Raw genomic sequence first — 19190 nt, forward strand, 5'->3', positions numbered from 1 at the left:
CAGCTCTCAGGGGGATTTCAGTGCTTCAGACGACGGCGCCCGCCAGGATCGAACCCGCGGAACTCGCGCTCGCCCAACAGATCATGGGGGACATCTCCCGCAGTTTTGAAGCGAAAGTAGTTGGACAGAAGCGGCTGCGCGAATCGCTCCTCATCGGCCTCATGACCGGAGGGCATATCCTCCTGGAGAGTGTGCCCGGGCTGGCCAAAACCACTGCCGCCCAGACGGTAGCCGACGCCGTCAGCGCGGACTTCCGCCGGATCCAGTGCACGCCGGACCTGCTGCCCAGCGACATAGCCGGCACCCAGATCTACGACGCCGCCAAGGGAACATTCGTCACCCAGTTGGGCCCCGTGCATGCCAACATCGTGCTCCTGGACGAAATTAACCGGTCGAGCGCCAAAACCCAGAGCGCCATGCTGGAGGCCATGCAGGAACGGCAGACCACCATCGGCGGCGTGGTCTATCGGTTGCCGTCCCCGTTCCTCGTGCTGGCCACCCAGAACCCAATTGAGCAGGAGGGGACGTACGTTCTGCCGGAAGCCCAAATGGACCGTTTCATGCTCAAGGATGTGCTGGACTACCCAACGCCGGCTGAAGAGGCCGAAGTTATCCGCCGGATCGATGCCGGCATCTTCACAGAGGAACAAAGGCCTGCCGCAGCTGCATCCCTGGGGGCCATTTCCGAGGTCCAGGAAGTGGTCCGCCGGGTTTACATCGATCCCGCGATCGTCCGGTACATCGTCGGACTGGTCTACGTCACCAGGAACGCGGCTCAATACATTGACGCCAGGCTTGCCGGTTTCATCGAATTCGGCGCCAGCCCCCGCGCCAGCATTGCCTTCAGCCAGGCGGCCCGGGCGGTGGCCCTCCTGAACGGCCGCGACCACGTGATCCCTGAGGACGTAAAGTCCCTGGCACACCGTGTGTTCCGGCACCGGCTGATCCTTGGCTTTGAAGCGGTAGCCGAGCAGGTCCGGGTGGAGACAATCATCGACGCCATTGTCGCGTCCGTGCAAACACCATGAGTCCGCCATGACCACCAGCCTGGTGCAGCGGGTGAAGTCGAAGATGTCCATCTTCGCCCATCGCAAAGCCCGTGGAATGCTCGACGGCGAGTACGGTTCTGTCTTCAAGGGCCGCAGCCTGGACTTTGAGGACCTCCGGGCCTACGTTCCCGGTGATGAAGTCCGGGACATCGACTGGAAGGCGACGGCCCGCCACGGCTCACCGCTGATCAGGCGCTATGTTGCTGTCCGGCGCCAGACCCTGCTGCTGGTGACCGATACAGGCCGGAATATGGCAGCCACGGCGGCTGACGGTGAGGATAAAAAGGACATCGCGGTGATGGCCCTTGGGGTCCTGGGGTATCTTGCCCTCCGCCACCGGGATGTCGTCGGCTTGGTCGCAGGAGATTCGACTGGTTCACGGTCACTGCCAGCCAAAGGGGGAGAGGCCCACCTGGAACGGCTTCTGCGCGAGGTGGATGCCCACGCGGGACTTTCAGCTCCTCCCAGTGAACTACGTGTCCAGCTGGAACATGTGGCCCGAAACTATCGGCAGCGGATGCTGCTGTTCGTCGTGGCGGACGAGTTTCTCCCGGATGCCGGACTGGAGGCTCTGCTGCGCCGGCTCCGGGCTCAGCACGAGATCCTGTGGCTGACCATACGCGATGCAAACCTGGGCCAGGCGGGGGAGCCGTACGACGTCGCCGATTCGCGCGTACTCATGAGCCATTTGGCCGGATCAGAAGCAGTCAGTCGCGCATATGGCGTCGCCGTTGCCGAGCGGACAGCCGCACGCGCCGGAATGTTCCGCCGGCTCGGGATTGCTGAAGTGGCCGCCGGAAGCAGCCACGAGGTTGTTCCCGCGATTTTCTCCTTGCTGGAACGGCACCGCCATGGACGGTAGGGCGGACTTCTATGGACCACTGCTGTACAGTCCGTGGCTGCTGTGGCTCGGGCTCGGCCTGCTTGCCCTGGTGGCAGGCTGGTTCCTGTTTGTGTTTCTTAGTACCAGAAGTCCGGAGGTCCAGGCGGAGCGTTACATACCGACGTCGGACCTGAAAACTTTACAGAAGGAATTTCTGGAACGCATCAACGGAGTGGCCTCTGACGCGCACTCGGGCCGCTTACCTGCACGGCAGGCACATCAGGAACTGAGTCTCCTTGTCCGGATGTTTGTGCAGAGAGCTTCAGGGGTCGCCGCTCCGCGGATGACGCTAGCCGAGTTGCAGGAGAACGGCCCGCCCGCCCTGGTCACAGCCATAGCGCGGATCTACCCTGGCGAGTTCGCGGCGTATCCCCAGGATGAACCGGCCGCTGCTGCGGAGACGGCCCGGGAGGTGGTCCGGTCATGGAGCTGATTTTCTGGTGGGTTCTGCCTGCCGCACTGGTGATGGCTGGGGCCGCTGTCTGGTGGGGACTCAGACAGTACAAGGCCGGGAATGCCCGACGGCGGCCGGTGGCCCATGGCGATCGGCTCACCGCTCTGCCTGAGTACCAGGCAGCGGTCCGGCGGTATCGGCGCTGGCTCCTGGTCATGGCTGTGGCGGCGGGGTTGCTGGTCACGGCATGCACTGTGGCTGCGGCCAGGCCCGCCGAACGCAGCAACGTCCGGCCTGAGCAGCACAATCGGGACATAGTCCTCTGCCTCGATGCCTCGGGTTCGATGAGCAGTGCCGACTCTGCAGTCGTGGAGACCTTCGGCCGGCTCGCTCAGGAGTTCGACGGCGAGCGGATAGGGCTGACCATTTTCGACAGCACCGCCGTCCAGGTCTTCCCCCTGACGGATGACTACGAGTACGTCGCCGAACAGCTCAAGGAAGCACGACGGGCATTTGATGGGGAATCAGAGGCTGCCGGCTTCCTCGACGGAACCTGGGGCGGTGAGGGATCATCCCTCATCGGAGACGGTCTGGCATCCTGCGTGCGGAGCTTCCCCAAGACTGACGGTGAACCGGGGGCTGTGCAGCACCAATCATCACAACAGCGGTCACGATCCATCATCCTGGCCACCGATAACTATCTGTCGGGAAACCCGATCTTCACCCTCGACGAAGCAGGCGCGTTGGCCCTGGAAAGCGGCGTCCGGATCTATGCCTTGAATCCTGGCGACTACGATTTCGGCGGTGATCCGGGGCAGCCTGGAGCCCAGTTACGGTCTGTCGCCGAGAAGACCAATGGCGGCTATTACGTTCTGGACGATCCTGACGCCGTGGCGGGCATCATCCATAGTGTGCAGGCCACGGAGGCATCCAGGTTCCAAGGTTCCCCACGGGCAGTGGTTGCGGATCAGGCCGAGGTCCCGCTGGCCATTGCGCTGCTGTCCGGATTGGTGCTCGCAGGGGCGTCATGGCGGCTGAAGCCATGACGTTCAACCCGATTGCGCCCTGGTGGATGCTTGGCCTGGTCTTCGCGGTCTCCCTGGCGCTCGTTCTCCGGATCCTCCTGAGGGCACGCGTCGGCAGGGGGAGCGATGGCCGAGGCTATACCAGCAGGGCGGAAGCCAGGGACTGGCTGTTCCGCGGCAGCCTTGTGGCCCTGCTGATCCTTGCAGCGCTCAGGCCGGGATTGCCGGGCGGCCACTTGGCTGCTGCAGCCTCCGACCTCAACGTCTTCTTTGTGGTGGACACCACCAGCAGTATGGTGGCGGAGGATTTCGGAAACTCGGAGCCGCGGATGCAAGGAGCCAAGGCGGACATGCTGTCCATCGCGGGGGAACTCAGCGGGGCACGTTTTTCGGTCATCACGTTCGATTCGTCGACCACGGTGCGGATGCCGCTGACCGTTGACTCTTCGGCGCTGGAAACAGTCGTTTCCATACTCGGTCCCCAAGTCACGGACTACTCCACCGGAAGCAGCGTCACGATGGCGGGGAAGGTGCTCCAGGCCCGGCTACAGGCCGCCAGGGAAAGCCATCCCGAAAGGCCCCGGATTGTCTACTACCTCGGTGACGGCGAGCAGACCAGTGCCGAGCGGCCGGCACCATTGGGAGTGGAGACTTCCCTTGTGGACGGCGGGGCGGTCTTGGGATACGGCACGCCCGAAGGCGGAAGAATGCTGGAAAACACCGGTTCGGCCGACGACGGCGAAAGGCGCTACATCAAGGACCGGTCCGGCGGCGAATCCCGTGATGCGATCTCCAAAATTGATGAGGACCAGTTACAGGAAATGGCAGGCCAGCTTGGGATCCCGTATGTGCACCGCACCGAAGGCGATTCCACGGCATCGATGATGCAGGATGCCCGCCCCGGCAACCTGGACCGTACTGAACAGGTCCTGAACGGCCGGACCGAGTTGTATTGGATCCCGGCGCTCGCAGCGCTCTTGCTCGCCCTGCGCGAGGGCATTTTGGTTATGAGGCAACTGAGGATGTTGAGGCCGCTCCGTGAGGGATAGGAATTCCAGCCCCGAAACTACCAAACGGCTGAGGCGGCGCCGCAAGCTGCTGATCTGGTCTGTGGTTCCTGTCCTCCTTGTTATTCTTACCGCGGCAAAAATATTCAGTCTCGGAATCCTGGCCGACACCGCAGCGGACGGTTTTGACCGAGGCGACTCTGCGGTTGTCTCCTCCGCTGCTTCGAGGTTGGCGTTCGCCAACATTTTCGAGCCTCATAAGGCCTTCTTTGCCGCCGGAGACGCCTTGGTGCTCGAGCAGGACTATGCAGGTGCGCGCGGGAGGTTCGAGGAAGCGCTGGCAGCAGCTCCGGCGTCGGACGATTGCAGGATCAGAGTGAACCTGGTGCTGACCATCGAGGCGCTCGGTGACTCGGCGCTGGAGTCAGGCGATAACTCGGAAGCTGCTCGCCTCTTTGCAGAAGGGCTCGCCCTGATCAAACAAGCACCACCGGAATGTTTTCCGGAGTCCCCAAGTGCGCAGGGTAGCGAAGGTGAGAAGCTCAATCGCGCCGACGCACGCCTGAAGCAGAAATCCGGGCAGAGCTCACAGCAGCAACCGGAGCAAGGTGACGACGGTGAAGGGCAGCCTGAGCCTTCCGATGAGGCCAGGCAGAGCCAGCTCCAAAAGCTCGAGCAAAGCGGTAAGGCAGCCCAGCAGGAACGCAACACAGGCCGGCAACGGGACGAATATCTCGACACCGACGGAGCCGGTACAGACCGGCCGTGGTGAGATATGGTTTGCAGCCGCCAGCGGAAGAAGTCCGACATGACCCCTGAGGCTGCTCCGGTCGAAGATTCTTCTGCTTCCCACGTCAACTGACCGTAAAACTGCGTCTTAATTCGGAGGCTAACTTGAAGCCATCCGGTATGGCCCATAGAGTTCTATACAAGTTACCGAGGTAACGTGTCAGCGATCCTCCGCAGTGCCCGTCGCAAATGCGGCGTGTGAGGAGGGTGTGGGTGCCCCCATGTGGGCCTGACATTTGCTCACGGAGAACTTCCTTCCAGGCGTAACAGTCGCGGCTGCGTCCTGCGGGAGTTCCTTCGTGTTCCCCAAACTCCATTCATTGACGGCACTGCCGTACTGGTATCGGGCTTTCCAGCCACAGGACCGGACGACGTATCACCAATGTCAAAGCCAAGGACGCAAATGTCACCACCAAGCCTTATTGAGGCACATTCAAATCTTTCGGAAACCGCGCCGGTGGCGCTCTCCTATGAGCTCTTCCCGCCCCGGTCGCCCGCTGCCGCCGAGTCGCTGTGGACCACCATCGGAGAGCTGGAGTCCACGGACCCCGACTACGTCTCCGTGACCTACGGGGCCAGCGGCTCCAACCGGGACACCGCCGTCGAACTGATCAACCGGCTCATCCTCGAAACCACGCTCCGCCCGTTGGCGCACCTGACCTGCGTGGGCAACACGCCCGAGGAGCTTGCCGGGATCATCGGTGAACTGCTCGACGTCGGCGTCCGCGGCATCCTGGCCCTCCGGGGAGACGAGCCCAAGGACGGCGCTGCACCGGCAAGCGGTTCCCTTCGGTATGCCCAGGACCTCATCGAACTGATCCGCCGGGTGGAGCAGCGGCGTTCTGCCCTGCTCTGTGCAGGCAAGGTGGCTGTTGGCGTCGCTGCCTACCCCACACGGCATCCGGAATCACCGAACGAGGCCCACGACGTCGAGGTGCTGCTGGCCAAGCAGCGATCAGGGGCCGATTTCGCTATTACCCAGGTGTTCTTCCACTCTGAGCAGTACGCGGACCTGATGACAAGGGCACGGCGCGCCGGTGTAACCATCCCCATCATCCCCGGCGTTATGCCGCTGACGAGCCTCCGCCGTGTCACGCGGCTCGGCGAGCTTGCGGGTGTCGCACCGGATCCACGGCTGATGGAACGCCTTGCGGCCGCGGACAACGACATCGAGCGCCGACGGATTGGTGTGGCTGCCACAGTAGACCTCGCCAATGCTGCCCTGGACGCCGGTGCTCCTGGCATCCACCTCTACACCTTCAACGAGCATGCGTGCGCTCTCGACGTTCTCGACAAGCTGGCCTTGCCGCGCCCGGCACGTCCGGCCAGCAGGCTAAGTGCCATCGCCCGCCGGCAGGTTCTTGCCAGCTGAATACCCGCTGGCACCTGACGGATCAACACGTCGGCTGACGGGTGAACACCCGTCTGCGTTTGAATACCATCCAAGAATTTGACCAACACATTTCAAGGAATCCTCACATGACTGAACAGACTGCCACCGCAGCCACAGCTTTCCCGTCCGCCTCCATCCTCGGCTACCCGCGCATCGGCCGCCGCCGCGAACTGAAGAAGGCCATTGAGGCCTATTGGGCCGGCAAAATTGATGCCTCTGCCCTCGACACCGCAGCCAAGGAGATCCAGCTGGGTACGGCCAAGCGCCTTCAGGGCCTGGGCCTGACCGAGGCCGCCGCCATTCCGGGCACGTTCTCGTACTACGACCAGGTGCTCGACGCCGCTGCCCACCTCGGCGCCGTACCGGCACGTTTCGGTCAGCTCCTCAACGCCGACGGCCAGCTGGACATCGACGGCTACTTCACTCTTGCCCGCGGGAACAAGGAACAGCAGCCGCTGGAAATGACCAAGTGGTTCGACACCAACTACCACTACCTCGTGCCTGAAATCGGCCCGGAGACCAACTTCGCCCTGACCTCCAACCGCATCGTTGAAGAGTTCGAGTACGCCCTGGCCAACGGCGTCGAAACCCGCCCGTACATTGTGGGCCCGGTCACCTTCCTGCTGCTCAGCAAGGCTTCCGACGACGCCCCTGCCGGCTTCAGCCCGCTGTCGCGTCTAGAGGACGTCCTGCCGGTTTACACTGCCCTGCTGGAGAAGCTGGCTGCTGCCGGTGCCAGCTGGGTCCAGCTTGACGAACCCTCCCTGGTGGTTGACCAGGACACCTCCGCCGAGGAGATCCAGGCCGCCGTCGCCCGCTCCTACGAGGTCCTTTCCGCGGCCGCCAACCGCCCGCAGCTGTTCGTCTCCACCCCCTACGGTGCCCTCAGCGGCCAGTTCGCAACGCTTGCCGCCACCGAAATCGATGCCCTGCACATTGACGCCTTCAAGGGTGCGGTTCCGTCCGCCGAAGAGCTCGCCGCCCTGGGCAGCAAGACCCTCGTTGCCGGCGTCGTGGACGGCCACAACATCTGGCGCAACGACCTCCAAGCCTCGGCAGACAAGATCGCCGAGCTGAAGAAGTCGGTAGCCAAGCTCGCCATCAGCACCTCCACTTCCACCCAGCACGTCCCGCACGACGTCGAGGAAGAGGCCCAGCTGTCCGAACAGCTCCGCAGCTGGCTGGCGTTCGCGGACCAGAAGGCAGTCGAGGTTGTTACGCTTGCCGGCCTGCTGACCGATGCCGCTGCTGTTCAGCCCGCCATCGACGAAGCCACCCGCGTCATTGCTTCCCGCGCCGAAGCCGAAGGCGTCCGCCGCGCAGACGTCCGTGCCCGCACCGCAGCCCTGACTCCGGCTGACTTCAACCGCTCCGAGTACTCGGTCCGCGAAGCAGCCCAGGAAGAGGCCCTGCACCTGCCGCCGCTGCCCACCACCACCATCGGCTCGTTCCCGCAAACGTCCGAAATCCGGTCGGCCCGCGCCCGCAACAACAAGGGCGACCTCACCAACGAGCAGTACGAGCAGCTCATGAAGGACGAGATCAAGCGCGTTGTGGAGCTCCAGGAAGAGCTCGGCTACGACGTCCTGGTGCACGGTGAGCCCGAGCGCAACGACATGGTCCAGTACTTCGCCGAGAACCTCGAAGGCTTCGACGTCACGGTCCACGGCTGGGTCCAGTCCTACGGCTCACGCTGCACCCGTCCGTCCATCCTGTGGGGCGATGTCACCCGCAGCGCCCCCATCACGGTGGAATGGGCCAAGTACGCGCAGTCCCTGACCAGCAAGCCCATGAAGGGCATGCTCACCGGTCCGGTCACCATCCTGGCCTGGTCCTTCGTTCGCGATGACCAGCCGCTGGGCGAGACCGCCAACCAGGTTGGCCTGGCACTCCGCGACGAGATCGCCGACCTCGAAGCTGCAGGCATCAAGGTCATCCAGGTGGACGAGCCCGCACTGCGTGAGCTCCTGCCGCTGCGCAAGGCAGACCAGGCCGCTTACCTTGACTGGTCCGTGAACTCGTTCCGCCTCTCCACTGCCGGTGCAGCGGATGCAACGCAGATCCACACCCACCTGTGCTACTCGGAGTTCGGCGCCATCATCGATGCCATCGATGGCCTGGACGCGGACGTCACCTCCATCGAGGCTGCCCGCTCACGTATGGAGGTCGTCCATGACCTCGAGTCCCACGGTTTCGGCCGCGGCGTTGGCCCGGGCGTCTACGACATCCACTCGCCCCGCGTTCCGGGCAAGCAGGAAGTCACCGAACTGCTCAGCACCGCTGTCAAGCATGTCCCGTCACGCCAGCTCTGGGTCAACCCGGACTGTGGCCTGAAGACCCGCGGTTACGCCGAGACTGAAGAGTCCCTGCGCAACCTGGTTGAGGCCACCAAGACGGTTCGCGCCGAACTGCTGGAAACCGCCAAGTAGTAACTGGCTAAATGCGACGCCGGCCGGTCACCGTTAATGGTGACCGGCCGGCGTCGTACGTTAAAGCGTGTCTGGTTGAGGTCAGGACTCCCACACGATCTCGTCGTCCACAACGCCGTCTTCATCCGCCGAGGCAACCAGGACTTCATCAGTGAAGTGCTGGCCGAGGGTGAAATCGAGGACGAAATAACGCTCGGGCTGCCCGGGATAAATCCCGACATGGCCCAGTTTCAGGGCCTTCAGGAAAACGGCGCTGGTTAGCTCGCTCTTATCCGAGACGCCGAACACTTTCTGGAGGTGCTCCGCTTTGAGTGCGTTGCTGTGGAACCGGAGGTATTCCTGGGGGCTGGTTCCCTCTTGCTCGAGTTCGATGGCGATCATGTCCCGCACCTCGTCAACGAGCTCGGGAAGGAAGCGCAGCCGGTAGTCCACCTTGTGCATGGCGGCTTCGTCGAAATGGTCATGTGCGTTGATGTTCAGGTCCAGCTCAAGGGTCTGACCCGCCAGCTCGTGTCTGGCCGCGATGTTGTGATCCCGGCCGTGATTGAGTTCAATCTCACCAAAGTGCTGGCTCGCTACCTTGTTCATGACTTCAACATAGTCCCCAAAAGCCCCGTATTTCCAGCATCCGGGATTATTTCCCCTTCGAGCCCAGGTTGGTGAGTGTTTCAGCCAGAAGATCCACGAACAGCTGGACGCGGGCGGTCTTCTTTTCGTTGAACAACAGGGCAAAGACGTTACGGGCCAGCCGAATTTCAGGGACGTCCAGTACGACGACGCCGGGTGGCTGGCGCAGGAGGGCGAGCTCGGGTACAAGTGCCGCGCCGAGTCCTGCAGCTGCCATCTCCAGGCTTGCGTGGAAGTCGTCGCTGTAGGCCACCACCCTGGGATGCAGGTTGCAGCTGGCGAACAGCCGCTCAATCACTGTGGCGTCGCTGGTTCCCGGGTGGTGTACGATCCAAGGCATTTCGGACAGGTGATCGGCGGCCATTTTCGCGTCAGTGCGGATTCCCCAGGCAGCAGGGAGCACAACCCTGAAGTTGTCGTCACCGATCCATTGGCGGTTCAAGGTGTGAGGCCAGGCCAGCCCGGACTGACCCACCTGATAGACAAGAGCAAGGTCCAGCTCGCCGCCAGTCCGCAGGCCCTGAATGGTCTGGGACGGTTCTGCCACCGAGACGCGCAGATCGATGCCGAGGTCTTTCCAGGCCGGCTTCTGCAGGATCTTGGGGAGAACGTACGTGGCCAGGCTGGGGAAGATGCCCAGCCTCAGCTCCTGGCTCGTGACATCGTGCGTTCGGGTGGCTGCCGCCATGAGAGCTTCAATGTCGGTCAGCACTTTGGAAGCATGCCGGGTCATCACCACAGCAGCCTCCGTGGGCAGGATGCTCTTCGCTGAACGATGGAACAGATCCACCCCCGTGTCACGCTCCAGGGCGGACATTTGTTGTGAGACAGCGGACGCTGTATAGCCCAGGCGGGTGGCGGCCGCTGCAAAGGATCCCAGCCGAACCACTTCGACCAGGGTTCGGAGGTGAACGGGGTTGACCATCAGAAGTCCTTTCCTTGACGGCGTACTTGCAACAGCCTTGCTGATGCATCGGCCCGTCCGAACATCTTAGTTCAAAGAGGAGTCGAGTCAGCTCAGAGCAGGTGCATTCCCCGAACGCCAGGGATAGGACTCCTGTGCGCCGTATGAGATCACCGATTGTGCGGCGACGGCCACTGCCAGTTCCGCAGCTGCGTGCAGCGTCAGGCCTTCAGCCAGTCCGGCAGCCACGGCGCCCACAAAAGCATCGCCTGCGCCCGTGGTATCCACTGCATCCACGGCAACCGGCGGAACGTGGACCGAGCCTTCCGACCTACCGACGACTGCCCCGCGGGCGCCCAGCGTGACGATGGCGGAAGGAATGCCGCTGGAAACCAGTGAGTCCGCCAGGGCCACCCCAATGCGCACGGCATCGTCGTCGTCGTCCATTTCATGCCCTGCTTGGATTTTTGTTTCCTTCGAGAGCAACCGCAAGGCCTCAACGGCCTCATGTTCGTTGACGATCAGCACGTCGACCGACCGGATGCTTTCGGCAGGAAGGGGAATCACCGGGGCAAGATTTAAAACAACCAGGACTCCCGTGCCGCGCAATTCCCGGAGGGCGAAATCCGTGGTGGCAAGGGGCAGCTCACCCTGGAGCACAACAACGTCGCAAGAGCGCAGGCGGGGAAGTGCCACCGAAACCGCTGAGGCATCCACGTGCTGATTGGCCCCGGGAATCACCACGATGCTGTTCTCGGCGTTACGGTCAACGCTCACCACCGCCAACCCGGTGGGGCCTCCAGCAGTAGCTACCAGATCCAGGCTGACTCCACTTTTATGGAGCAGTCTCGTTGCTTCTGCGGCGTTGGCATCACTGCCGACCGCACCGACCATCAGCACGCTTGCGCCTTGACGCGCAGCAGCGACCGCCTGGTTGGCGCCTTTGCCGCCTGGCGAAAGCGTGCCGCCAGTGCCCAGGACGGTTTCACCCGCGGCCGGGAGGCGATCAACCATCAGCAAGAGGTCGACATTGATGGAGCCGATAACGGCAACAGTTCCCCGGGCAGGTGCCATGATTTTCCTTTCGTGCGCCGCGTTGCGGCGATCCCCGCTCAGGACCTGGTGCGGTACCTGAGATAGACCACGCCGCTGGCGAAGCGGCGCTCCTCCAGTAATTCGACCCCGAGACGGACGTCGTCGGGCAGGAACTGCTTGCCCCCTCCAACGATCATCGGCGTGACGTAGACGCGGTACTCATCCACCAGCCCTGCCCTGATGGCATGGGAAGCAAGATCCGGGCCGGCAATACCAATATCCCGGTCGGCCATTTCCTTCAGCTGCCGCACTGCTCCGGGGTCGAAGCCCCGCTCGATGCTGGTCCTGGTGCTGGACACAGCGTCGAGCGTGGTGGAGTAGACCACCTTATCTGCCTCCTTCCAGATCCGGGCGAACTCCCGTATGGCAGGGGGTTCGTCGGCGAGCGGAAGAGTCTCCCACCAGACCATCACCTCATACATCCGGCGCCCCAGAAGGAATGTGCCAATCAACCTTTCATTCGCGTTGATGAACGTGTGGACTTCATCGTCCGGAGCACTCCAGTCGAAGTTGCCTTCGCGGTCCTCGATGTAGCCGTCCAGGGACGTGATCCCGGTGTAGATCAATTTCGCCATGGCCACTCGGCCTTCCCTATCCGTTGCAGCTGATCCGTTGCAGGCTGGTGTGCAGTTGGTTCGACCCTAGGTCAGGGCAAACGGCGGCGTCCAGATGCTTCAGGGGACGTGCCGCGACACGCCGTCCACGAGGCGACACGCTGGGGTTTAAATGTGGCTAAGTACTCCACAGGGTGTGGATTAAGTCCGTCAAAACAGGAGAAATCCGGACATTTTGAAAGACCTTGCCTGTGGATTAACGGTGCATTAAATGACATACTTGTAATACATCATCTTGGGGTTCCACGGAGGAACGTGCACTACATGTAGTATCGACTTACTGATTGATCGGGGAATCAGCGAAGACAAGAAACTGGTTCAGTGTGGCTCAGGCAGCTTGAACCAGGGGCAGTAACGGACAAGGAATCCCAGTTCCGGTTGCGGCCTACGGATAACGAAGAGCTAAGAGTTCAACAAAGGGGACAGGGACCATGACCGTTACGGTTTACACGAAACCGGCCTGTGTTCAGTGCAACGCGACTTACCGCGCGCTGGACAAGAAGGGCATCACATACCAGAGCGTCGACATCTCGCAGGATGCGGATGCCCTCGAGCGCCTGAAGGCCCTTGGCTACATGCAGGCACCAGTTGTGGTCACCGACCAGGATCACTGGTCCGGCTTCCGTCCGGACAAGATCGAGGAACTGGCCATGCTGGCCACTTCCTCCGTCGCATAGGACCGGGGCTCAAACCCCGACCGCTGCGGCACCGAGACAGCCGCAGTACATGAACAAGCACAGGTGAGGTGACTCCCATGGCAGCACTGGCAGTGGCCGATGCTCCGCTTGGGGCTCAGGCCATCAACACCACGCACAGCGCATTGATCTATTTTTCCTCCACGTCGGAGAACACCAAGCGCTTCGTCGACAAGCTTGGACGGGATTCGGCGCGGATTCCGCTCTACGCGAGCGAGAGTCCTTTGGTCGCTACTGAGCCTTTTGTGCTGGTGCTGCCAACATACGGCGGGAGCGGGGGAGAGGGCTCGGTTCCCAAGCAGGTCATCCGTTTCCTCAACAATCCGCAGAACAGGAAGCTGATCCGCGGGGTCATTGGCGCCGGAAACACGAATTTCGGGGACAACTACTGCATGGCCGGCGACATCGTCGCGGCCAAATGCAAGGTCCCACACCTCTATCGATTTGAACTTATGGGGACGCCAGACGACGTCCGCCTGGTCAACCAAGGATTGGACAAGTTTTGGACACGACTGTCGCAGATACAGAAGTAACCGCCGTCGCCCCCGCTAAAAAGGCGCTGCCGGCTGCCTACAAGGGCCTCGGCTATCACGAACTGAACGCGATGCTGAACCTCTACGGTCCCAACGGAGAGATCCAGTTCGAGGCGGATCGTGAAGCGGCGCACCAGTACTTCCTGCAGCACGTGAACAACAACACGGTCTTCTTCCATGACCTCGAGGAGAAGCTCGACTACCTGGTGAAGAACCAGTACTACGAGCGCGAAACCCTCGACCAGTACACGATGAACTTCATCCGCGACCTCTACAAGCGGGCGTACCAGAAGAAGTTCCGCTTTGAAACCTTCCTCGGAGCGTTCAAGTTCTATACCTCGTACACGCTGAAGACCTTTGACGGCAAGCGTTTCCTGGAGCGCTACGAGGACCGCGTTTGCATGGTGGCCCTGCACCTTGCCCGCGGCGACGAGCAGCTTGCCCTGCAGATGGTGGACGAAATCATCGAGGGGCGTTTCCAGCCTGCGACTCCGACCTTCCTGAACGCCGGTAAGCGCCAGCGCGGCGAGCTCGTGTCCTGCTTCCTGCTGCGTATCGAAGACAACATGGAATCGATCGGCCGCTCCATCAACTCGGCCCTGCAGCTCTCCAAGCGCGGCGGCGGCGTGGCCTTCGCGCTGACCAACATCCGCGAAGTGGGCGCGCCCATCAAGCAGATCGAGAACCAGTCCTCCGGCGTCATCCCCGTGATGAAGCTTCTCGAGGACAGCTTCTCCTACGCCAACCAGCTCGGTGCCCGCCAGGGTGCCGGAGCGGTGTACCTGCACGCCCACCACCCGGACATCTACCGGTTCCTGGACACAAAGCGGGAGAACGCTGACGAGAAGATCCGCATCAAGACCCTCTCGCTCGGCGTCGTGATTCCGGACATCACCTTCGAGCTGGCCAAGAAGGACGAGGACATGTACCTGTTCTCGCCGTACGACGTCGAACGCGTCTACGGGATGCCGTTCTCTGACGTCTCGGTAACCGAGAAGTACTACGAGATGGTGGACGATTCCCGGATCAAGAAGACCAAGATCAAGGCGCGCGAGTTCTTCCAGACCCTCGCCGAGATCCAGTTCGAATCCGGCTACCCGTACATCATGTTCGAGGACACGGTGAACCGGGCCAACCCGATCGACGGCAAGATCATCATGTCCAACCTGTGCTCGGAGATCCTCCAGGTTTCCCAGCCCACCACGTACAACGATGACCTCTCCTACGCGGAGACCGGCAAGGACATCTCCTGCAACCTGGGCTCGCTGAACATTGCGAAGACCATGGATTCACCGGACTTCGGCCTGACCATCGAGACGGCCATCCGGTCCCTCTCAGCGGTTTCGGACATGTCCAACATCACCTCGGTTCCCTCCATCGCCAAGGGCAATGACCAGTCGCACGCCATCGGCCTGGGCCAGATGAACCTGCACGGTTACCTTGCCCGCGAGCGGGTCCACTACGGCTCCGAAGAGGGCCTGGACTTCACCAACATCTACTTCTACTCGGTGGTGTACCACGCAGTCCGCGCCTCCAATAAGCTGGCCATCCAGACCGGCGAGACCTTCGGCGGCTTCGAGAAGTCCAAGTACGCAACCGGCGAGTTCTTCGATAAGTACACCGAGCAGGAATGGGTTCCGCAGACCGAGAAAGTCAAGGAACTCTTCAAGAACGTCCACATTCCCACGCAGGATGACTGGCGTGAGCTGAAGGCTTCGGTCATGGAGCACGGCATCTACAACCAGAACCTGCAGGCTGTTCCGCCGACGGGCTCCATCAGCTACATCAACAACTCCACCTCCTCGATCCACCCGGTGGCATCCAAGATCGAGATCCGCAAGGAAGGCAAGCTGGGACGCGTGTACTACCCGGCGCCCTACCTCACCAACGACAACCTGGAGTACTACCAGGACGCGTATGAGATCGGCTACGAGAAGGTCATCGACACGTACGCCGCTGCCACCCAGCACGTGGACCAGGGCCTGAGCCTGACGCTGTTCTTCAAGGACACCGCCACCACCCGCGACATCAACAAGGCCCAGATCTACGCGTGGCGCAAGGGCATCAAGACCATCTACTACATCCGTCTCCGCCAGCTCGCGCTGGAGGGCACGGAGGTGGAGGGCTGCGTTTCGTGCATGTTGTAACCGAAATCGGTTGATTACGACGGCGGGCCACCGCCCGCCGTCGTACGCTTTACCTTAAGAAGAAACCCAACCTTTAGGGGAAGAAATGACCGAGAAGGTCAAGCTGCTGACGCACGTCGAAGCCATCAACTGGAACCGCATTCAGGACGACAAGGACGTTGACGTCTGGAACCGCCTGGTCAACAACTTCTGGCTGCCGGAGAAAGTGCCGCTGTCCAACGACATCCAGTCCTGGGCAACGCTGACCCCCGACGAGCAGCAGCTCACCATGCGCGTTTTCACCGGACTGACCCTGCTGGACACCATCCAGGGCACTGTCGGGGCTGTTTCGTTGATTCCGGATGCCCTCACTCCGCATGAAGAGGCCGTCTACACGAACATCGCGTTCATGGAGTCCGTGCACGCAAAGAGCTATTCCTCCATCTTCTCCACGCTCGCCTCCACCAAGGAGATCGACGAGGCCTTCCGCTGGTCCACCGAAAACGAGAACCTTCAGAAGAAGGCTCAGATCGTCATGGACTACTACCAGGGCGATGACCCCTTGAAGCGCAAGGTAGCCTCCACACTGCTGGAGAGCTTCCTCTTCTACTCCGGCTTCTACCTGCCCATGTACTGGTCCTCTCGGGCCAAGCTGACGAACACGGCTGACCTGATCCGCCTCATCATCCGCGACGAGGCCGTGCACGGTTACTACATCGGCTACAAGTTCCAGAAGGGCCTGGAGGGACTTTCCGAGGAGCGGAAGCAGGAGATCAAGGACTACACGTTCGAGCTTCTCTTCGAGCTGTACGAGAACGAAGTCCAGTACACGCATGACCTCTACGACTCCGTTGGCCTGGCCGAGGACGTCAAGAAGTTCCTGCACTACAACGCGAACAAGGCGCTGATGAACCTGGGCTACGAGGCCATGTTCCCGGCATCGGTCACCGACGTGAACCCGGCTATCCTCTCTGCCTTGTCCCCGAACGCTGACGAGAACCACGACTTCTTCTCGGGTTCCGGTTCCTCGTACGTGATCGGCAAGGCTGTTAACACTGAAGACGAGGACTGGGACTTCTAGGAACAACAAAGTTGGTCGCCGATCAGGCGGCCTAGCTGACTTCTCACTCGCGCAGTCACAGGTCCCGTGCTTTCCAGCGCGGGGCCTTCTGCGCCTTCTGGCCGGTGAGCGTTGACCATGTGGCCATCAACGTGGCGCAGCCTGCGAAGCTCGTAGCCGTAACTTCTTCAGAACAGCGGCCAGGGTACCGCCGACATCTCACCACTCGGAGCCGGAAGCCGCCCTGCCAAACGCAACCGGGCGCAGCGCGCGGCGAGCGAAGCGATTTCTTCGACGCTGAGCAAATCTGCCAGGTTTCGGCCCAGCTCATCGCTCAGTCCTTCGCTGACGCGATCGATGCCGTCGCGTTCCTCCGCGGTCAGAGCATCTCCTAGCCACCCCCACAGCACCGTGCGCAGCTTATGGTCACGGTGAAACGTGAGCCCATGGTCCACACCACGCCGGTGTCCGTCTGACATCGCCAGGATGTGGTCGCCTTTGCGGTCGGCGTTGTTCACGACGACATCGAACACCGCCATGCGTCTGAGCGCCGGAGAGTCCTCGTGGATGAGGACGACCATCCGTCCGTTCTCATCCTGACCCTCGAGGACGTGTTTCCAACCAATCGCTGGTACGTCGTTCGATGCAACGAGGTCCACCGCGTTCTGGTCTGGGTCAGTCTCCTGCCACAGCTGCACCATCCCTTCGCCGAACGGACCATCGCGCAGCCAGGTGCATGGCACCACGTTCCAGCCGAGGACCTCCGAGACGAGGTAGGCCGCAACTTCCCGGTGAGCAAGGAAGCCGTTGGGAAAATCCCAAAGCGGTTTCTCCCCGGCCATCGGCTTATAGACGACCGTCGTGTCGCCGATGCTGCCCAGGAAGGTGGCGTTCGACGCCGTCGTAATGCGCCCAGTGAGCGTCAGCTCGGCCGTCAACAGGTCTGGCGCCGGCATCAGACCTCGGGAAGAGTGCAGACGTGCCCGTCGGCGTCTAGGGGGTAACCGCAGAGCGAGCATGCGGGACGCCCGGCGCCCACCACCTCACGGGTTCGCTTGGCGAATGCGCGGGCGGTGCCAACCGGCATCCGCACCAGCAGCATTTCGGGCACGTCAGCGCCGTCCTCATCAAGGGATTCCTCGTTGTAATCAGGGTCGACATCGGTGATTGGGTAGGCCTCTATCACAACCTGCGCCGTCGTCGGGTCCCAACCTAATCCCATGGCGCCGGTGCGAAACTGCTCCTGAACGGCCTCGAGCTGGTCATTGTCGACGAGTTCGATGGGAGTACCGGCGGGAACGCTGTGGGGGTTGCCCTCGACGGTGAGAAGCTGGTCGAGAATTTCATCGATTTTGTCGGCGAGCAGAGCGGACTGCTGCTTCTCCAAGGCGATACTTACGATTTGAGTCCCTGTGCGCACCTGCAGATAGAACGTGCGGGCCCCCGGGATGCCAATGGTGCCGACGACGACCCGATCAGGCCAGGCGAATTCGTGAACACGTGTAGGCATATGAGTATTTTAGGCATATGAGCTTCATGGCGCCTTCTGCCCTGCACCGCCGCCCACCGGCGCATCGCCTGAGTGGAGTGCGTTCGTCAGCCACGACAGATCTCCCGCGTCGGTGTTGGTCGCGTAAACGCTGGGCCGACTAGCACCGTAGCGCACGATCGATACGGAGGCGGGGCCCACGTTAATCCGCTGGAATAGGTCAAGGTGCATGCCGAGCGCGTCGGCGAGGATTGATTTGATGATGTCACCATGACTCACCGCCACCCACACGGCTCCTTGTCCGTACTCGGCTTCGAAGGCTGCGTCGTGGCGTCGAATCGTTGCTACCGCCCGAGCCTGCATCGAGGCCATAGATTCACCGCCGGGAAAAGTGACGGCGGACGGCTGGGACTGCACAACCGGCCACAAATCCTCGGTCTCGAGATCACTGAGCGTGCGGCCCTGCCACTGACCGTAATCGCACTCGGTGAGATCGGGATCGACCGGCGCATAGGGATTGCCAGCCTGACGATCGAGGATGAACTGGGCGGTCTGCTGACAACGCTCTAGAGGGCTGGATACCACCCCAGCCAAGGGCACGACCGCGAGTCGGCCTCCTGTCAAAGCCGCCTGCTCGCGCCCGATCTCGTCCAGGCTGACGCCAGCGGCCCGACCAGCCAACAGTCCAGCGGCATTGGCTGTGGTGCGGCCGTGCCGCACGAGAAGAACTGTCGCCATCCACCTAGCCTAACCACCCGCTCGACAGCCGTCCCCATCCCCCGCTTCGCAAGCTGAGGCTTCAAGCAACCTGGGTCTACAAGGAACGCCACAGCAGGTCCTGCTTCTTCCATTCGAACTCGTCGGGCGTGATTAGGCCACATCCCTCAGCCGGGCTAGCTCTAGGATCTGGCTAGCGGCCGTCGGCGCCCTCTTAGCCGATGGGATGGCGGCGCGGGAAGCAGGCTCTGACCTGAGTATTGCCATAGTGATGGCACTGCCAAGGATCAGGAGGACGCCGATAAGAATGCGGACCCAAACGGTCGCGTAGGCAATGCTTTCCTTGCAGTCGGCAGCATAG

At 61.9% G+C, this 19190-nt stretch carries 19 protein-coding genes; 12 read left to right on the forward strand and 7 right to left on the reverse strand.

Annotation, left to right across the window (positions count from 1 at the left end; genetic code table 11):
• Positions 1-20: 20 nt before the first annotated feature.
• The 8 genes from MU551_RS14745 to metE all read left to right on the forward strand — a co-directional run bounded on the left by MU551_RS14745 (position 21) and on the right by metE (position 8969).
• The gene (locus tag MU551_RS14745) at positions 21-1028 is read left to right on the forward strand and encodes an AAA family ATPase (protein ID WP_247045943.1); all 1008 of its coding nucleotides are present in this window, start codon (positions 21-23) and stop codon (positions 1026-1028) included.
• 7 nt (positions 1029-1035) lie between these two features.
• Positions 1036-1911, forward strand: coding sequence for a DUF58 domain-containing protein (locus tag MU551_RS14750; RefSeq protein WP_247045839.1), 876 nt, complete (start codon positions 1036-1038; stop codon positions 1909-1911).
• Entirely contained in the window at positions 1901-2365 is a 465-nt protein-coding gene (locus tag MU551_RS14755; RefSeq protein WP_247045842.1) for a hypothetical protein, read from the forward strand. Before MU551_RS14750 ends, MU551_RS14755 begins: the two co-directional genes overlap by 11 nt.
• Positions 2356-3372, forward strand: coding sequence for a vWA domain-containing protein (locus MU551_RS14760; RefSeq protein ID WP_247045844.1), 1017 nt, complete (start codon positions 2356-2358; stop codon positions 3370-3372). Before MU551_RS14755 ends, MU551_RS14760 begins: the two co-directional genes overlap by 10 nt.
• Positions 3354-4400: a vWA domain-containing protein gene (locus MU551_RS14765; protein ID WP_247045846.1), complete on the forward strand. Its 1047-nt coding sequence runs from the start codon at positions 3354-3356 to the stop codon at positions 4398-4400. The genes MU551_RS14760 and MU551_RS14765 overlap by 19 nt, the downstream gene beginning before the upstream one ends.
• On the forward strand, positions 4390-5130 hold the full coding sequence (locus tag MU551_RS14770; protein WP_247045848.1) for a hypothetical protein: 741 nt from the start codon (positions 4390-4392) through the stop codon (positions 5128-5130). Before MU551_RS14765 ends, MU551_RS14770 begins: the two co-directional genes overlap by 11 nt.
• 420 nt (positions 5131-5550) lie before the next feature.
• Positions 5551-6519 (forward strand): methylenetetrahydrofolate reductase, encoded by a 969-nt coding sequence (locus MU551_RS14775; RefSeq protein WP_247045850.1) that lies wholly within the window; start codon positions 5551-5553, stop codon positions 6517-6519.
• Between the two features lie 107 nt (positions 6520-6626).
• Complete coding sequence (metE, locus tag MU551_RS14780) at positions 6627-8969, forward strand: 5-methyltetrahydropteroyltriglutamate--homocysteine S-methyltransferase (protein WP_247045852.1); 2343 nt, start codon at positions 6627-6629, stop codon at positions 8967-8969.
• Positions 8970-9050: 81 nt separating this feature from the next.
• On the opposite strand, the gene MU551_RS14785 is transcribed toward metE, so the two are convergent.
• The 4 genes from MU551_RS14785 to MU551_RS14800 all read right to left on the reverse strand — a co-directional run bounded on the left by MU551_RS14785 (position 9051) and on the right by MU551_RS14800 (position 12170).
• Positions 9051-9557 carry a DUF2004 domain-containing protein gene (locus tag MU551_RS14785; RefSeq protein ID WP_247045854.1) on the reverse strand — a complete coding sequence of 169 codons (507 nt, stop codon included), beginning with the start codon at positions 9555-9557 and terminating at the stop codon, positions 9051-9053.
• A 46-nt stretch (positions 9558-9603) separates the two neighbouring features.
• Positions 9604-10521, reverse strand: a complete 918-nt coding sequence (locus tag MU551_RS14790; RefSeq protein ID WP_247045856.1) for a LysR family transcriptional regulator — start codon at positions 10519-10521, stop codon at positions 9604-9606.
• Positions 10522-10608: 87 nt separating this feature from the next.
• Complete coding sequence (locus tag MU551_RS14795; protein WP_247045858.1) at positions 10609-11574, reverse strand: ribokinase; 966 nt, start codon at positions 11572-11574, stop codon at positions 10609-10611.
• Between the two features lie 38 nt (positions 11575-11612).
• Complete coding sequence (locus MU551_RS14800; RefSeq protein WP_247045860.1) at positions 11613-12170, reverse strand: dihydrofolate reductase family protein; 558 nt, start codon at positions 12168-12170, stop codon at positions 11613-11615.
• Positions 12171-12640: 470 nt separating this feature from the next.
• Between MU551_RS14800 and nrdH the strand changes: the two genes are divergently transcribed.
• From nrdH to nrdF, 4 genes are all read left to right on the forward strand, one after another.
• A complete protein-coding gene (gene nrdH / locus MU551_RS14805; RefSeq protein WP_247045862.1) occupies positions 12641-12886 on the forward strand; it encodes a glutaredoxin-like protein NrdH in 246 nt (81 codons plus the stop codon).
• Between the two features lie 77 nt (positions 12887-12963).
• Positions 12964-13437 carry a class Ib ribonucleoside-diphosphate reductase assembly flavoprotein NrdI gene (gene nrdI, locus MU551_RS14810; RefSeq protein WP_247045864.1) on the forward strand — a complete coding sequence of 158 codons (474 nt, stop codon included), beginning with the start codon at positions 12964-12966 and terminating at the stop codon, positions 13435-13437.
• Positions 13438-13463: 26 nt separating this feature from the next.
• Entirely contained in the window at positions 13464-15584 is a 2121-nt protein-coding gene (gene nrdE / locus MU551_RS14815) for a class 1b ribonucleoside-diphosphate reductase subunit alpha (protein ID WP_247045946.1), read from the forward strand.
• Between the two features lie 85 nt (positions 15585-15669).
• Positions 15670-16644, forward strand: coding sequence for a class 1b ribonucleoside-diphosphate reductase subunit beta (gene nrdF, locus MU551_RS14820; protein WP_247045865.1), 975 nt, complete (start codon positions 15670-15672; stop codon positions 16642-16644).
• Between the two features lie 167 nt (positions 16645-16811).
• Here the strand turns inward: nrdF and MU551_RS14825 are convergent, their stop codons facing one another.
• Genes MU551_RS14825 through MU551_RS14835 form a run of 3 tightly spaced genes read right to left on the reverse strand, consistent with a single transcriptional unit; the run spans position 16812 to position 18850 of the window.
• Positions 16812-17579: an SCO1664 family protein gene (locus tag MU551_RS14825; protein WP_247045867.1), complete on the reverse strand. Its 768-nt coding sequence runs from the start codon at positions 17577-17579 to the stop codon at positions 16812-16814.
• Complete coding sequence (locus tag MU551_RS14830) at positions 17579-18133, reverse strand: DUF3090 domain-containing protein (protein WP_247045869.1); 555 nt, start codon at positions 18131-18133, stop codon at positions 17579-17581. The genes MU551_RS14825 and MU551_RS14830 overlap by 1 nt, the downstream gene beginning before the upstream one ends.
• A gap of 24 nt (positions 18134-18157) precedes the next feature.
• Positions 18158-18850 carry an MSMEG_4193 family putative phosphomutase gene (locus MU551_RS14835; protein ID WP_247045871.1) on the reverse strand — a complete coding sequence of 231 codons (693 nt, stop codon included), beginning with the start codon at positions 18848-18850 and terminating at the stop codon, positions 18158-18160.
• Between the last annotated feature and the right edge of the window lie 340 nt (positions 18851-19190).

The organism is Arthrobacter rhizosphaerae (assembly GCF_023062595.1).
In the GTDB taxonomy this organism is placed as follows: domain Bacteria; phylum Actinomycetota; class Actinomycetes; order Actinomycetales; family Micrococcaceae; genus Arthrobacter; species Arthrobacter rhizosphaerae.

What these genes read in the sequence shown, in the direction of transcription:
- MU551_RS14750 (WP_247045839.1), top strand. Translation starts at nt 1,036, where the DNA reads ATGACCACCAGCCTGGTGCAGCGGGTGAAGTCGAAGATGTCCATCTTC.
- MU551_RS14755 (WP_247045842.1), top strand. Translation starts at nt 1,901, where the DNA reads ATGGACGGTAGGGCGGACTTCTATGGACCACTGCTGTACAGTCCGTGG.
- MU551_RS14760 (WP_247045844.1), top strand. Translation starts at nt 2,356, where the DNA reads ATGGAGCTGATTTTCTGGTGGGTTCTGCCTGCCGCACTGGTGATGGCT.
- MU551_RS14765 (WP_247045846.1), top strand. Translation starts at nt 3,354, where the DNA reads ATGGCGGCTGAAGCCATGACGTTCAACCCGATTGCGCCCTGGTGGATG.
- MU551_RS14775 (WP_247045850.1), top strand. Translation starts at nt 5,551, where the DNA reads ATGTCACCACCAAGCCTTATTGAGGCACATTCAAATCTTTCGGAAACC.
- metE (WP_247045852.1), top strand. Translation starts at nt 6,627, where the DNA reads ATGACTGAACAGACTGCCACCGCAGCCACAGCTTTCCCGTCCGCCTCC.
- MU551_RS14785 (WP_247045854.1), bottom strand. Translation starts at nt 9,557, where the DNA reads ATGAACAAGGTAGCGAGCCAGCACTTTGGTGAGATTGAACTCAATCAC.
- MU551_RS14790 (WP_247045856.1), bottom strand. Translation starts at nt 10,521, where the DNA reads ATGGTCAACCCCGTTCACCTCCGAACCCTGGTCGAAGTGGTTCGGCTG.
- MU551_RS14795 (WP_247045858.1), bottom strand. Translation starts at nt 11,574, where the DNA reads ATGGCACCTGCCCGGGGAACTGTTGCCGTTATCGGCTCCATCAATGTC.
- MU551_RS14800 (WP_247045860.1), bottom strand. Translation starts at nt 12,170, where the DNA reads ATGGCGAAATTGATCTACACCGGGATCACGTCCCTGGACGGCTACATC.
- nrdH (WP_247045862.1), top strand. Translation starts at nt 12,641, where the DNA reads ATGACCGTTACGGTTTACACGAAACCGGCCTGTGTTCAGTGCAACGCG.
- nrdI (WP_247045864.1), top strand. Translation starts at nt 12,964, where the DNA reads ATGGCAGCACTGGCAGTGGCCGATGCTCCGCTTGGGGCTCAGGCCATC.
- nrdF (WP_247045865.1), top strand. Translation starts at nt 15,670, where the DNA reads ATGACCGAGAAGGTCAAGCTGCTGACGCACGTCGAAGCCATCAACTGG.
- MU551_RS14825 (WP_247045867.1), bottom strand. Translation starts at nt 17,579, where the DNA reads ATGCCGGCGCCAGACCTGTTGACGGCCGAGCTGACGCTCACTGGGCGC.
- MU551_RS14830 (WP_247045869.1), bottom strand. Translation starts at nt 18,133, where the DNA reads ATGCCTACACGTGTTCACGAATTCGCCTGGCCTGATCGGGTCGTCGTC.
- MU551_RS14835 (WP_247045871.1), bottom strand. Translation starts at nt 18,850, where the DNA reads ATGGCGACAGTTCTTCTCGTGCGGCACGGCCGCACCACAGCCAATGCC.